Annotated in this window: 12 protein-coding genes; 11 read left to right on the forward strand and 1 reads right to left on the reverse strand. The window is 62.0% G+C overall.

Annotated elements, in window-relative coordinates; translation table 11 throughout:
- Positions 1–146: 146 nt before the first annotated feature.
- From LOL23_RS12235 to LOL23_RS12260, 6 genes are all read left to right on the forward strand, one after another.
- Positions 147–1622, forward strand: coding sequence for an aldehyde dehydrogenase (locus LOL23_RS12235; RefSeq protein ID WP_237173663.1), 1476 nt, complete (start codon positions 147–149; stop codon positions 1620–1622).
- A 21-nt stretch (positions 1623–1643) separates the two neighbouring features.
- Complete coding sequence (locus tag LOL23_RS12240) at positions 1644–2597, forward strand: tripartite tricarboxylate transporter substrate binding protein (protein ID WP_160981040.1); 954 nt, start codon at positions 1644–1646, stop codon at positions 2595–2597.
- Positions 2598–2613: 16 nt separating this feature from the next.
- Positions 2614–3519: an NAD(P)-dependent oxidoreductase gene (locus LOL23_RS12245; RefSeq protein ID WP_160981038.1), complete on the forward strand. Its 906-nt coding sequence runs from the start codon at positions 2614–2616 to the stop codon at positions 3517–3519.
- 221 nt (positions 3520–3740) lie between these two features.
- Complete coding sequence (locus LOL23_RS12250) at positions 3741–3947, forward strand: dodecin (protein ID WP_160981036.1); 207 nt, start codon at positions 3741–3743, stop codon at positions 3945–3947.
- Positions 3948–4176: 229 nt separating this feature from the next.
- Complete coding sequence (gene soxC / locus LOL23_RS12255) at positions 4177–5400, forward strand: sulfite dehydrogenase (protein WP_202411789.1); 1224 nt, start codon at positions 4177–4179, stop codon at positions 5398–5400.
- Entirely contained in the window at positions 5384–5950 is a 567-nt protein-coding gene (locus LOL23_RS12260; protein ID WP_160981034.1) for a c-type cytochrome, read from the forward strand. Before soxC ends, LOL23_RS12260 begins: the two co-directional genes overlap by 17 nt.
- A gap of 68 nt (positions 5951–6018) precedes the next feature.
- Here LOL23_RS12260 and LOL23_RS12265 read toward each other — a convergent pair whose 3' ends face one another.
- A complete protein-coding gene (locus LOL23_RS12265; RefSeq protein WP_202411769.1) occupies positions 6019–6867 on the reverse strand; it encodes an IclR family transcriptional regulator in 849 nt (282 codons plus the stop codon).
- Positions 6868–6990: 123 nt separating this feature from the next.
- Between LOL23_RS12265 and LOL23_RS12270 the strand changes: the two genes are divergently transcribed.
- The 5 genes from LOL23_RS12270 (at position 6991) to LOL23_RS12290 (ending at position 13754) form a co-directional block, all read left to right on the forward strand.
- Complete coding sequence (locus LOL23_RS12270) at positions 6991–7959, forward strand: Bug family tripartite tricarboxylate transporter substrate binding protein (RefSeq protein ID WP_160981032.1); 969 nt, start codon at positions 6991–6993, stop codon at positions 7957–7959.
- 120 nt (positions 7960–8079) lie between these two features.
- Positions 8080–9672, forward strand: coding sequence for a gamma-glutamyltransferase family protein (locus LOL23_RS12275; RefSeq protein WP_202411768.1), 1593 nt, complete (start codon positions 8080–8082; stop codon positions 9670–9672).
- Positions 9673–9842: 170 nt separating this feature from the next.
- The gene (locus LOL23_RS12280; protein WP_237173722.1) at positions 9843–10712 is read left to right on the forward strand and encodes a Bug family tripartite tricarboxylate transporter substrate binding protein; all 870 of its coding nucleotides are present in this window, start codon (positions 9843–9845) and stop codon (positions 10710–10712) included.
- An 87-nt stretch (positions 10713–10799) separates the two neighbouring features.
- Positions 10800–12347, forward strand: coding sequence for an acetolactate synthase large subunit (locus LOL23_RS12285; protein ID WP_237173665.1), 1548 nt, complete (start codon positions 10800–10802; stop codon positions 12345–12347).
- Positions 12348–12386: 39 nt separating this feature from the next.
- Positions 12387–13754, forward strand: coding sequence for an aspartate aminotransferase family protein (locus tag LOL23_RS12290; protein ID WP_160981026.1), 1368 nt, complete (start codon positions 12387–12389; stop codon positions 13752–13754).
- The last annotated feature ends 421 nt before the right edge of the window (positions 13755–14175 follow it).

The raw sequence follows: 14175 nt of genomic DNA on the forward strand, positions 1-14175 counted from the left end.
GAGGCGCCCCTCAAGGCGCAGCCCGTGGATACACGCCCAATTATTAGGTAAAAGCTAATAGTATCTTATTATTTTCGAATTGTTTCTATAAATGAGCTCAGGCACCATAGCGGACGCTTGTGAAAGTTTCATGGAGACAACCCGCGATGGCGACCCAAACCGTCAAACCCTTCCGGATCGGCAGCATTATTCGTGACTCGTCCGCTGATGTCGGCATCATTACTTCCATCAATCCTGCCGACGGCAGCATAGCGGGGCAGGTCGTGCGCGCTACGCCTGACGATGTGGAGACGGCCGTCAATGTGGCGTGGGATGCGTTTCGCAACAAACCATGGCGCAAGTTGCGCCCCGACCAGCGCGCCTCGGTGCTGTTTGAGGTCGGGCGTCGGCTGCTTGCCGAGCGCGAGAGCCTGGCGCATCTGCAGATGCTCGATAGCGGCAAGCCCTACAAAGAATGTTTGAATATGGTGACCTCGGCGGCGGGGCATTTTCGCTATTACGCCTCCGTGTGTGAAACCTGGCAGAACGAAGTCACCTCGCCGCGCGGGGAGTATTTCTCGATGGCGTTGGCCGAGCCTTATGGCGTGGTGGCCTGCATCACGCCCTGGAACTCGCCCATCATGAACGAGGCGCAGAAAGCAGCGCCGGCGCTGGCGGCCGGCAATGCGGTGCTGATCAAGCCCTCCGAAGAAACGCCGCAGTTAGCGCTCGAACTGGTGCGCATCTGTACCGAGGCGGGGCTGCCCGAAGGGCTGCTGATTGCCCTGCCGGGCTATGGCGAAGACGTAGGCGCGGCGCTGGTGAAGCACCCCGGCGTGCGCATGGTTTCGTTTACAGGCGGTACGGAAACCGGTCGGGTGATCGGCGCCATTGCGGGGCAGCGCCTTATACCGGTGGGCTTGGAACTCGGCGGTAAATCGCCTCACATCGTATTCGACGATGCTGATCTTGATCGCGCGGTAGCAGGTGTCATGTCGGGCATATTCGGCTCGGCCGGCCAGAGCTGCGTCGCCGGATCTCGGCTTTTCGTGCAGAAGTCTGTCTACAACAAAGTAGTGGCGGATTTGGTTGCGCGTACACAGGGCATTCGTGTGCGCCTGCCCGATGCTTCCGACGTGCAGATGGGGCCGTTGGTGTCCGCGGCGCATCGCAATAAAGTTGCAGCCTGCGTAGACCTGGCCCGCAGCGAAGGCGGCAAGATCCTGGTGGGTGGCAACATACCTGACACGCAACCCCTGGACAAGGGCATGTTCTACATGCCGACCATTATCGACGGCCTCGATAACTCGTCGCGCTCGGCACAGGAAGAGATCTTTGGCCCTGTGCTTGTTGCCATCCCCTTCGACGATGAAGACGATGTCATTGCCCAGGCAAACGACACCGTATTTGGCCTGGCAGCCGGCATGTGGACGGCTGATTACGCCCGCGCATGGCGCGTTGCCCGCGAAGTCGAGGCTGGTTCCGTCTGGATCAATACCTACAAGCAGTCCCACATTGCCACACCTTTCGGCGGCTTCAAGGATAGCGGCATTGGCCGCGAAAAAGGCCTGCATGGCCTGCGCCTGTACAGCCAGGTAAAGAGCGTGTTTTTTGGCATGCACGAAAAGAGCATGACCCTGTAATTTCCACTAAAGGAGAGACGAATGCAATTCAAGCAGTATGTTGCGGCAGCCCTTGCGGGTACAGCGTTGATGGTGTCCGGTGCGGCCCAGGCGTGGCCGGACCGCCCGATTGAACTGGTGGTCGGGTTTGCACCCGGTGGCGGCACGGACATCACGGCCCGCTCGCTGGCCAAATTCATGGAAGAGGAATTGGGGCAGACGGTTACCGTCCTGAACAAGCCGGGTGCATCGGGTGCAATCGGCCTGGCTTACGTCGGACGCGCAAAAGCCGATGGCTATACCCTCGGCATGACCAATATGCCCGGCCTGGTGAGCCTCCCCATCGAAAGGCAGCCCGGCTTCACGCTCGACAGTTTCACCTACCTTGCCAATTTGGTGCGTGATCCCAGCGCGTTCAGCGTCACCATGGATGCCCCCTACAAGTCCCTGAAAGACTTGATCGAGAAGGCCCGCGCGAAGCCCGGCGAGATCAGCTACGGCTCGACCGGTGTGGGCACGGATGATCACTTGGCGCTTGTGCTTTTCAAAGAAGAGGCAAAAGCCGTGCTGAATCACGTGCCCTATAACGGCGCCGGCCCGCTGCGCAACGCGGTGCTGGGCGGCCATACTGCCGTGGGCGGCATGAACCTGGGAGAGGCAATGCCCTACAGCGGCAAGAATCTTCGGATCCTGGGTCAGGCCAGTGAGAAGCGTTCGCCACTCGCGCCGGATGTACCCACCTTCAAGGAGCAGGGTATTGATCTGGTGTTTGCATCCGAGCGCGGGCTGGTCGGCCCGCAGGGCATGCCCGCGGACGTTACCGAACGCCTGCGCGGCGCGCTGAAGAAGATCGCCGAGAACCCTGAGTTCCAGAAGCAGATGCAGCAGCAATTCACGGAAATGGATTACCTGAACGGCGATCAGTGGCTGGCGCGCCTGAAGCTTTCCGACCAGCGCTTCCGCAAGCTCTGGACTGAGAAACCGTGGACTGAATGATTGGCAGGTGTCATCAATGAGTGTCAAGCAAGTCGCCCTTTATGGGTTGGGCAATATGGGGTACCTGGTGGCCGAGCGGATAGCCGCCAAGTTTCCGATTCAGGTGGCAGATCTGAACGAAAGCGCTGTTGAGCGGGCGCGGCAGGTATTGGGTGCCACACCTGTGCAGGTGCCCGAAGACCTCGCGCAGACCCGCGTCGTCGTGCTATGCCTGCCCAGCCCCGCCGCCTCGCAGGCCGTGCTCGCTCAGATCGCACCGCATTTGCCGAAGGATGCAGTGGTGGTTGAGACCAGCACCGTCAATCCATCCGACATCCATGCCAGTGCGCGTATGCTGGCGGGTTACGGCATTCCGCTGGTCGATGCCTCTATCATGGCGGGTGTCAGCCAGATGGCGGCGGGGTCGGCCATGCTGTTGGTGGGCGGCGACGACATCGCGCTCGCAGCATGTGAAGACGTGCTCGCGGCTATCTCGGACAAGCGCATCCATTTTGGTGGGGCGGGTTCCGGGGCCGCAGCGAAGGTGATCAACAACGCCGTGGCGCACGCCGTCATGGTGGTGGTTGCCGAGGCCGGGTCGATGGCGACCGCTGCGGGCGTCGACTGCGAGAAGTTGGTGGGCTTGCTGGCCGACAAGCAGATGGGCCTGCATCGTCCGCTCACGCACCGCTATGCCGAGCGGATCATGCAGGGCAATTATGAAGGCGGTATGCCGCTTGAGGCCGCACGCAAGGATTCGGTGCTGGCGCTGGAGCTGGCGCAATCGTTGCGTGTTCCACTGTTTGCAATCCAGGGTGCGCATAGCGTTTACGAGATCGCGGCAGCCGCCGGCTACGGCCGCGACGATTACGCCGCTATTGCGAAAATCTGGGCCGACTGGGGCTGCCCGGCAGTGCCTCACGGGGGCGCCTCAAGGGCGTAAGCGGGCGACAATAGGTCAGGCCGGATGCGAGTTTTCGCATCCGGCCTTTTTTGCGTCCACCGCACGCCCGCCGTTCGGGGGTGTTGTGTCAGGTACGCAAAGCTCCTACCATGAAGCTGTCTCCGTCATGAGGGCTGCTGCCGTCGCGGGTTGGCAGCCACTGCCTTGGCATCCGCCAAGCCGGAACGCATCACGCCACATCCGCCACAAGGAGCGCGACCATGAGCAATCACGTCTACAAGCATCTTGAGTTAACCGGATCTTCCCCCACCAGTATCGAAGACGCAGTCAGCACCGCGTTGGCCAAGGCCAGTGCGACGGTGCGCAATATCCAGTGGTTTGTCGTCACCGAAACGCGCGGGCATGTTGAAGGCGGCAAGGTCGCGCATTGGCAGGTCACGATCAAGGCGGGGTTTACGCTGGAATAATCGACGATGTCGTTGCGTATGAAGTAGGCCGTAATTCCGTGAAGGAGGGTAATACATGAAACGTACGACGAGCAATGAGGCAAGCCTGTCGAGCCTGCGCAGCGAGCAAGCGCTGGTCGATATGGAACAGCGCTTTCTGGCGCAGCAGCAGCACGACCCGGATTCTCCGTATTATCGTGGCGATACACCGCAGCAGCCCCCGGGCGGTGTCCCTGCACGCAGGCGCTTCATGCTTGGCGCCGTTGCCGCGCTTGGCGCTGCCGGGGTGCCCGCCGGCGCCAACGCCAAAATCCCGGGTGCCATCGAGCGCGCGGTACCACCAGACGCCACCAAGATACAGGGTGTAGGCGTAAAGGACGACGACGGCGGCTATGGCAGCCGATCCCAGTTCGAAACCGAAGTGCGCGAGCGCTACGCCACCAAAACCACCCAGTCGTCCTGGAGCTTCACGCCCCTGCAAAACAGCATGGGCATGATCACGCCTTCTGGCCTGCATTACGAGCGACACCATGGCGGCATCGCCACCATAGATCCGTCCAGGCACATGTTGTACGTGCACGGCATGGTCAAGCAAGCCAAAAAGTTTTCTATGGCCGACCTGAAACGCTACCCGGCGTTGTCGCGGCTGATGTTCATGGAATGCTCTGGAAACGGCCTGACTGAGTGGGCCAAGCCCACCCTCAAGACCGTGCAGGGCACGCACGGGCTCACCTCCTGTTCAGAGTGGATAGGTGTGCCGCTGTCCACCGTCCTGAACGAAGTGGGGGTTAAACCGGGTGCCAAGTGGCTGTTGGCCGAAGGCGGCGATGCCGCTGTCATGACACGTAGCATCCCGCTCGAAAAAGCAATGAAGGATTGTCTGCTGGCCTACGGGCAAAACGGCGAGGCCATCCGGCCCGAACAAGGCTACCCGATTCGTCTGTTCGTGCCGGGGTATGAAGGCAATATATCCATCAAATGGCTGCGGCGTATCGAGGTCTCCGATGTACCCTTCATGACGCGCGAAGAAACCTCCAAGTACACCGATCTGATGCCCGACGGCTCGGCACTGCAGTTCAGTTTCCTGATGGAGGCCAAGTCTGTCATTACCTACCCCTCGGGCGAGATGCTGCTGCAAGGCCCCGGTTTCTACGAGGTATCAGGCCTGGCCTGGTCAGGCCGCGGCACCATCAAGCGGGTAGAAGTGTCGGTTGACGGCGGCAAGACATGGCGCGATGCCCAGTTACACGGCCCGGTGCTGCCCATCTGCCATACCCGCTTCACACTGCCCTGGGAGTGGGACGGTAAAGAGGCCATATTGCAAAGCCGGTGCACCGACGATACCGGCTATGTGCAGCCCACAATCAAGGCGCTGGCCGACGCGCGCGGCCTGTATTCCGTCTACCACTTGAATGGTATTCAAAGCTGGAAAGTCGCCGCCAACGGGGAGGTGTCCAATGTTCACCATTACTAGACTGGGCGCCGCCCTTGCCGGCGCGGTGCTGGCCTGTACGGTTGCGCAGGCGCAAAGCACAGCCGCTGCGGGCGGGGCCGAATCGCCGCACCAATACGGGTTCGGCACACCAGTGACGGATGCCGACCTGCAGCAGTTCGTGTCGCCCTTGCCAGACGGACGCGGGCTGCCAGACGGGTCTGGCACGGTCATGCAAGGTGAAAAGGTATATGCGGCGCAGTGCCTGGCCTGTCACGGCGCCAAGCTCGAAGGAGGCATCGGCGACAGGCTGATTGGTGGGCGCGACAGCCTGGCCCGCAAAGAAGGCGCCGGCCCTCCCGTCAAGACAGTGGAAAGCTACTGGCCGTATTCCACCACGCTGTTCGACTACATCAAGCGCGCGATGCCGTTCACTACGCCCAACAGCATGTCCAATGATGATGTCTATGCCGTTACCGCCTACATCCTGAACGAGGCCGGCATTGTGCCGGCGGATGCGGTTATGGATAAGACGACATTGCCCAAGGTGGAAATGCCCAATCGCAATGGGTTCAAGCCTGCCGGCCGTTGATGGCCGGCCGCCTGCCCCGCTTGGCGGCATCGGGGCAGGCACGTTACGTGGCGCGCTGAAGACGACGGTTACCGCCCCGGCGCAGGCACAGGCGGCGACAACGCGGCCACCACCTCAAGCAGGGCGTCTTTCACCTCACCCCTGATGCGGGCTTTGGGCAGGATGCTGTCTGGCCCGCCGCAACTGATCACGAACGTGCCTTCCCCCGTCAGGGCCGTGAACGGCGCCGCCACCGCGTGGATGCCAGGCTGCCAGTCTCCCAGCCCATAGCAGCAGCCGTATTCGGCGAATTCGCGGCAGGCTTTTTCGGTGATGACAGCCATGTTGTCGGGCATGTGTGCCGAGGCCAGGATGCGGCTGCGCTCGGATGCCGGCAGGGTGGCCAGATAGGTGCGCCCCATGGTGCTGTGCATGGCCGCCCGGTAGCCGGCCGGCAGGCGCAGGTACAGGGCCGACGAGCCATGCACTGCCTCGATGTATGTCATGGATTCGCCATCGAAGGTGCCCAGTGCGACGGCTGCGCCGGTATCGCGCGCCAGCCGTTCCATCAGCGGCCGCGCGAGTTGCCGCACGTCCAGGCTCGCCAGGCAGCCGAACCCCAGGGCCAGCACCCCATAGCCCGGGGAGTAGCGGCCTGTGTCGCTGTGATAGCGCAAATACCCCAGCGTTGTCAGCGTATAGACGATGCGGCTGATAGTGGATTTTGGCAGCCCGGTGCATTCGGCCAGTTCGAGATTGCCCAGTGACCCTGTTTCAGGCGTGAAACAGCGCATCACGCTCAGGCCGCGCGCCAGCGCCTCGACGAATTCTGGTGAGCCCGTGTCGCCCGCGCCTGGCTGCCGTTTTCTGCGTGCTGGCCGCCGGCCTGCGGCGGATTTTGCGGAGCTGGGCGCCGCATGGTTCGAGAAGGATTGCAATTGCCACGCTCCAGTTTTATAGTGGACTGCAAATAAAAGGAATTGAATTCCATTGTACGGAATTCAAAAGAATAATCCATATGCAGTGCACAAAGAACGCACATAACCAGGAGACAAAAAACCATGCCAGGAGTATCAATTCGATTACTTGCCGCCATCATGCTGAGCGGCGTCGTAGGTCTTGCGTCTGCCGCGGGCTTTCCGGAGCGCGCGGTGACTGTGGTCACGCCGTTTCCCGCCGGCGGCGCCACAGACGCGCTGGCGCGTGTGCTGGCCGAGCACATGGGCAATACGCTCGGGCAGTCAGTCATCATTGAAAACCGCGCGGGTGCGGCCACCACAATTGGCGCATCGCACGTCGCCCGCGCCGCGCCTGATGGCTATACCTTGCTGTTGGCCACTAACTCCACGCTGGTTACCAATCGCTATCTGTTCAAATCACTTTCCTACGACCCCGATGCGTTTGCGCCAGTGGGCATGATAGGCGTCGGGCCTATGGTGCTCCTCACGGCCAAAAAGCATCACTTCGAATCGCTCGAAGATGTCGTCAAGGCAGCAAAAGCCAAGCCACAATCGCTCAGCATCGCGTCGTTCGGCGCGGGCACCTCGTCGCATCTGGCGGCCGAATACTTCCAGCAGATGGCCGACATCTCGCTGCTGCACGTCCCGTTCAAAGGGTCCACCCAGGCCTTGCCGCAGTTGGTGAGCGGCGATGTCGACCTGTTCTTCGATATGGTCAGCACGGGGATGCCGCAAGTACAGGCAGGCAAAGTGGATGTGCAGGCTATTACCAGCAAGGCACGCATGTCGGCGCTGCCCAAACTGCCCACGGTAGCCGAGAAGGGCTACACAGGCTTCGACATCACCGCATGGTTCACGCTGGTAGCGCCGCCTGGCACGCCGAGCGACGTCACTGCAACGCTCACCAAGGCCCTCAAGGCGGCACTGGCCGATGATGCCGTGCGCAAGCGTATGCTGGTCATGGGCATAGAGCCTGCCGATGGCGAGCCGCAAAGCATAAAAACCCAGATCCGTACCGAACAGCCGATCATCCAGTCGCTGGTGAAACGAGCCAATATAACGGTGCAATAACAATGTGCGGGTGTGAAGCACGCTGCCCCCGCAGGGGCGCACGGCAGGATAAAGCGAGTGCGAATGCGCATGAGCGGCCGGCCCGGCGCCTACCTGAATTTTTCTTCGTCGGATATCACCATGACTAGCAGCCTCTTCTGGGATTTTCCCAACGCCAGCCGCATGCCGGTGCTCGCCGCCAATGCCGTCAGCACTTCGCAACCTCTGGCCGCGCAGGCAGGCCTGCGCATGCTGCTGGCCGGCGGCAACGCTGTTGACGCCGCGCTGGCCACCGCTATTGCGCTTACGGTGGTCGAGCCCACCATGAACGGCATCGGCGGCGATGCCTTTGCGCTTATCTGGCACGACGGGGAACTGCACGGGCTCAACGCATCGGGCCCGGCGCCGCGGGCCTGGACGCCCGACTATTTTGCGGCGCGCGGCAGCATACCCGAGCTGGGCTGGGACACGGTGACGGTGCCCGGCCAAGTGGCGGGCTGGGCAGAGCTTTCCAAGCGTTTCGGCAAGCTGCCGTTCGCCAATCTCTTCGAGCCCGCCATCGCTTATGCGCGCGATGGCTTTGCGGTATCCCCCGTTATTGCGCGCCAGTGGGCGTTGCAAGCGCCCCGGCTACAGGACATGCCCGGCTACGCGCAGGCGTTCCTGCTGCAAGGTGCGCCGCCTGCGGCGGGCAGCGTGTGGCGCTTCCCCGAACAGGCCGATACATTGGCACGCATCGCCCAAAGCAAGGGGCGCGATTTTTACGAAGGCGACCTGGCAGAGAAAATCGCGGGGTTTGCGGCCGCTACGGGCGGCGCCATCACACAGGCCGACTTGAAAGACTATGTCTGCGAATGGGTCGAACCCATATCCATGCGCTACCGTGGCGATTACGCGCTGTATGAAATCCCGCCCAACGGCCAGGGCATTGCCGCACTCATGGCGCTTGGTATGCTCGATCATTTCGAGCCGCCGCGCGCGGACCAGCCGCTTGCCAATTTCCACCTGCAGATCGAGGCAATGAAGTTGGCCTTTGCTGATCTGCACGCGCACGTGGGCGATCCGGTTTCCACTGCGGAACTGACCGCGCAGTTGCTGGATGCGGACTACTTGCGCCGCCGCGCCGCCTTGATTGATACGGCGAGGGCTGGCGCGCCAGCGGCGGGCGTGCCAGGGCAGGGCGGCACGGTCTACCTCACCGCGGCCGACAGTAGCGGCATGATGGTGTCGTTTATTCAGTCCAATTACCAGGGCTTCGGTTCGGGCGTGGTAGTGCCGGGCACCGGCATCGCGCTGCACAATCGCGGCCGCGGCTTTACGCTCACACCGGGGCATCGCAACCAAGTGGGCCCGGGCAAGCGCCCTCTGCATACCATCATCCCCGCATTCATTACCCACAAGGGCGAGCCTTTCGCCAGCTATGGCGTCATGGGCGGCAATATGCAGGCGCAGGGCCATGTACAAATAATGCGGCATCTGGTCGATCTTGGTCGCAATCCTCAGGCCGCCATCGACGCGCCCCGCTTTCGCGTTGAGGCGGGGCCGCGTATCATGCTTGAAGCTCATACGCCCGCGGACATCATTGCGGGGCTGCAAGCGGCGGGCCATTATGTCGACGTACAACCGGCCGGCAGTCTCGAGTTCGGTGCGGCCCAGGCCATACTCCGGCAGGCGCATGGGCACTATGTCGCCGCGTCTGATTCCCGTCGCGACGGACAAGCGGTCGGGTACTGAAGCGGCATAAGAAAATGCCTGCACAAGCAGGCAACACACAAGGAGACAACACTGTGACAAAGCCCAGTCAATTTCCCCATGCCTTCATCCGCTACGCGTGCGCGGGCATCGGCGCGCTGACGCTGGTCGCCGCCGCGCAGGCGGCGGGCTATCCCGAGCATGCCATCACCATGATCGTGCCCTATCCACCAGGCGGTACAACAGATATCGCCGCGCGCACAGTTGCGCAAGCCATGGAAAAATCGCTGGGCCAGACCGTGGTGGTCGAAAACCGAGCCGGTGCGGGTGGCTCTATCGGTATGGGGCAGTTGGCGCGCGCCAAGCCTGATGGCTACACCCTTGCCATGGGCACCATCGGCACCCAATCCATCAACCAGTACCTGTACAAAGACCTGCCCTACGATCCCGAAAAGGATTTCTCGCCCATTGCCCTGGTGCTTACTACGCCCAACGTCATAGCGGTCAACGCCAGTTCCGATATCAAGAACATGAGTGACCTGATCAAGGCAGCCAAGAAACAAAAGCTCAGCTTCGCATCGCCGGGCGTGGGTTCGTCGGTTCACCTGACAGGCAACTATTTCGAGCAGATCGCCGGCATCGAGATGCTGCATGTGCCCTTCAAGGGCGCATCGGCGTCAATGCCCGCTGTTATCGGCGGGCAGGTTGACGTACTGTTCGACAACCTGCCCAGCTCGCTGGCGCAGATCAAGGATGGTTCCAAGTTGCGTGGCATTGCAGTCACATCCGCCAAGCGCTCGCCCTCGGTGCCCGATATCCCCACCGTTGCCGAAGGCGGCCTCGATATGGACGTCAATGCATGGTTCGCGCTGTATGCGCCCGCCGGCACGCCGTCGGACGTGATGAGCAAGCTGATTGCAGCAACCAAAGATGCGTTGGCCACCGCATCGGTGCGAAAGAAATTCGAATCGGTGGGGGCTACTGCGGGTACGTTCACTGGTAAAGAGTTGACGGCCTTTGAGCAGGCCGAGCGTGCGCGCTGGAGCAAGCTCATCACGGATCGTCACATTACCGCTCAATAAACACAACACCACGCCCCCGCGGCGCGCTGCGTTCGCGTGCGCGGGGCCTTCCCGCATTGCTTGTCTTTCCAAGGAAACCTATTACTCATGAACGGTGCAGATAGCCTTTGCGACACGCTGCTGGCCAATGATGTCGATGTTTGTTTCGCCAACCCGGGCACGTCCGAAATGCATTTCGTGGCGGCCCTGGACAAGAAGCCGCGCATGCGCTGCATACTCGGCCTGTTCGAAGGTGTGGTCACCGGCGCCGCCGACGGCTACGCCCGCATGGCCGATAAACCGGCCGCGACACTCCTGCACCTGGGGCCCGGCCTGGCGAACGGGCTGGCCAACCTGCACAACGCGCGCCGTGCGCATACCCCCATGGTCAACATCGTGGGCGAGCATGCCAGCTACCACATCCAGCACGATGCGCCCTTGCATACCGACATCGAAAGCCTGGCCGGCCCGATGTCCGACTGGGTGCATCGCATTGAGTCGGCAGGGCATGTGTCGTCCGCCGCAGCGGCGGCGGTAGAGGCCGCAACAGCCGGGCAGGGGGGCATTGCCACCTTGATACTGCCGGCCGATGCCGCATGGTCTGAAGCCCCGGCAAGCATACAGCGCGCACGGCCTGCGGTGCATACCTCTGTGGAGCCCGCCGCGCTCAAGCGAGCGGCCCAGGCTTTGCGCAACGGCCGCAGGACGGTGATGCTGCTGTCCGGCAAAGCGCTGCGCGCCGGTGCACTTGAAGCCGCCGCCCGCATCGCCGCGAAAACGGGTGCGCGCATCATGGCGCAACAGTCCAACGGCCGCATGGAGCGCGGCGCTGGCCGCGTAAAGATTGATCGGGTGCCTTTCAGTGTCGATCTCGCTGTCAAGGCCCTCGAAGGCACCGAGCAGCTCATCCTGATCGGTGCGCGCACGCCAGTGGCATTCTTTGCATATCCGGGCAAGCCCAGTGTGCTCGTGCCTGAAGGCTGCCACATCATCGAGCTGACGCGGCCGCAAGACGATTTGCCACAAGCGCTGGCGCAATTAGCCGACGAGGTGGGTGCCAAAGAGGCGGGGGTCGCGCAGCTATGTGGCCGCACGGCCACCGAACTGCCGAAGGGCGAATTCAACGCTGGCGCCATCATTCAGGCGTTGGGCGTGCTGGCACCCGAAAACGCTATCATCTGCGATGAGTCGGTGAGCTCGGGGCGCGATTCATTCAAGTCTACCTACGGCGCCGCGCCGCACGATTTTCTGCAGATCACGGGTGGCGCGATCGGCATCGGCATTCCGCTCGCCACCGGCGCAGCGGTGGCCTGCCCCGACCGCAAGGTAATCCTGATGCAAGCCGACGGCAGTGGCATGTATACGCCGCAGGCCCTCTGGACGCAGGCGCGCGAGCAACTGGACGTGGTGACGATTATTTTCGCCAACCGCCGTTATGCCATCCTGCACAATGAGCTAAAACAAGTCGGCGCCGGGGAGCCCGGCCGCAACGCGAGCCGGATGCTGGATCTGGACGAGCCCGCCATAGACTGGGTCCATCTTGCCAAGTCCGCCGGCGTCGAAGCTGCGCGCGCCAGCGACACCGCCACGTTCATTGATGTACTGCGCGCCGCGCTGGCGCGCAAGGGCCCTTTCCTGATCGAAGCGCTGATCTAGGCCAGCACCCGCATAACTTTTCTTGGATTCAATACCATCATGACGACGTTGACCCCGACACAGGAACGCGACATCCGCTATCAGCTGCACCCCTATACCAACGCGGTCAAGCACGAGCAGATCGGCCCCCGCATTATTGACCGGGGCGAAGGCATTTACGTTTACGACGACCAGGGCAGGCAGTACATCGAGGCTATGGCCGGCTTGTGGAGTGTGGCGGTGGGCTTCAACGAGCAACGCCTGATCGATGCAGCCAGTGCGCAGATGGCCAAGCTGCCGTTCTATCACACGTTTACGCATAAGGCGCATACACCGTCGATTGCTCTTGCTGAAAAGCTGGTTCAGTTGACCGACGGCGCCATGGATGCAGCCTTCTTCACCAACTCAGGCTCCGAGGCTAACGACACTGTCATCAAGATGGTGTGGTACTACAACAATGCCCTGGGCCGTAAGGACAAGAAGAAAATCATCGCGCGCAATCGCGGCTATCACGGCGTGACGGTTGCGTCGGCCAGCCTGACCGGGCTGGCGCCCAATCATCGCGACTTTGACCTGCCGCTGCCGCGCATGAAGCACACCACCTGCCCGCACTTCTATCGCGAGGGCAAGCCGGGCGAAACCGAGGCCGATTTCGCGAACCGCATGGCCGACGAGCTGGAGGCGCTGATACTGCGCGAAGGGCCCGAAACGGTTGCCGCCTTTATCGGTGAGCCGGTCATGGGGGCGGGCGGCGTCATCGTGCCGCCCGATACCTACTGGGACAAGATCCAGGCCGTGTGCCGCAAGCACGACATACTGATTGTCGCCGACGAGGTCATCACAGGATTCGGACGCCTGGGCACCATGTTTGGCGCGCAGAGGTTCAACATCAAGCCCGACATCATGGTGCTGTCCAAGCAAATCACATCGTCATATATGCCGCTGGCGGCCGTGCTGATCAACAAACCGGTGCATGAGGTGATTTCACGGCATAGCGGCGAGCTCGGGACCTTCGGGCACGGTTACACCGCCAGCGGCCATCCAGTCGCCACCGCCGTTGCGCTCGAGAACATCCGCATCATCGAAGAGCGTGGTCTGGTCGAAAACGCCGCGCGTATAGGCCAGGTGCTGCAATCCTCCCTGCGCGCATTCGTCGATCATCCGCTGGTGGGCGAAGTGCGTGGCACCGGGCTGATCGCGGCCGTTGAGCTGGTTGCGGACAAGGCCGCTCGAACCCCTTTCGATCCGGTTGGCAAGGCCGGCGCCGCCATCTACGAAGCCGCCCACAACCACGGGCTTATCGTTCGCGGCATCCAGGACAGCATTGCCTTCTGCCCGCCGCTGATCATCAACGAAGAGCAGGTGCGCGACGTCGTGCGCCGCTTTGGTAACGTCCTGGAGGACGTGGGGCCGACGCTGAAGGCATAGCACCCTGTGGTCCGCCGTACGTCCGGACGCCACCGCATTGCCATTTCGCGGTGCGGCGGCGGATTTTCATTGCACGCTCACTGGCATTACATGCCTTGCAGCCCGGGCCTTGCGTGGCACCTCTCCAATCGCACAATACACATTTTTCAACGCGGGAATCAGCCCTGCCGCGCCGGCTGTATTAGCTATTTCACAATTGAGAATAGTTTGCGATAATCCTCGCGTTCTGTTTTTATTCTGGCTCCGCGAGTCTCCTCCCGCCTCATGTTCCGTGCACGCATCCGTCTTATTGTCGTGCCTGCCGATCAGGGTTTCAGGCCAATAACGTCGGCTATACAAACCCCGCAGGCCGCGTGCCGTCTTTCCCATCCTCTCGCCTGGCGGTGCGGCCCCTGTAATTGAGCGCCGGCCCCGCACGGCA

Source organism: Paracandidimonas lactea, assembly GCF_021653995.1.
GTDB classification, from domain to species: Bacteria; Pseudomonadota; Gammaproteobacteria; order Burkholderiales; family Burkholderiaceae_B; genus Allopusillimonas; species Allopusillimonas lactea.

Bases quoted from the DNA above. Each gene is read 5' to 3' on its own strand.
- LOL23_RS12235 (WP_237173663.1), top strand. From the start codon at position 147: ATGGCGACCCAAACCGTCAAACCCTTCCGGATCGGCAGCATTATTCGT.
- LOL23_RS12240 (WP_160981040.1), top strand. From the start codon at position 1,644: ATGCAATTCAAGCAGTATGTTGCGGCAGCCCTTGCGGGTACAGCGTTG.
- LOL23_RS12245 (WP_160981038.1), top strand. From the start codon at position 2,614: ATGAGTGTCAAGCAAGTCGCCCTTTATGGGTTGGGCAATATGGGGTAC.
- LOL23_RS12250 (WP_160981036.1), top strand. From the start codon at position 3,741: ATGAGCAATCACGTCTACAAGCATCTTGAGTTAACCGGATCTTCCCCC.
- soxC (WP_202411789.1), top strand. From the start codon at position 4,177: ATGCTTGGCGCCGTTGCCGCGCTTGGCGCTGCCGGGGTGCCCGCCGGC.
- LOL23_RS12260 (WP_160981034.1), top strand. From the start codon at position 5,384: ATGTTCACCATTACTAGACTGGGCGCCGCCCTTGCCGGCGCGGTGCTG.
- LOL23_RS12270 (WP_160981032.1), top strand. From the start codon at position 6,991: ATGCCAGGAGTATCAATTCGATTACTTGCCGCCATCATGCTGAGCGGC.
- LOL23_RS12275 (WP_202411768.1), top strand. From the start codon at position 8,080: ATGACTAGCAGCCTCTTCTGGGATTTTCCCAACGCCAGCCGCATGCCG.
- LOL23_RS12280 (WP_237173722.1), top strand. From the start codon at position 9,843: ATGATCGTGCCCTATCCACCAGGCGGTACAACAGATATCGCCGCGCGC.
- LOL23_RS12285 (WP_237173665.1), top strand. From the start codon at position 10,800: ATGAACGGTGCAGATAGCCTTTGCGACACGCTGCTGGCCAATGATGTC.
- LOL23_RS12290 (WP_160981026.1), top strand. From the start codon at position 12,387: ATGACGACGTTGACCCCGACACAGGAACGCGACATCCGCTATCAGCTG.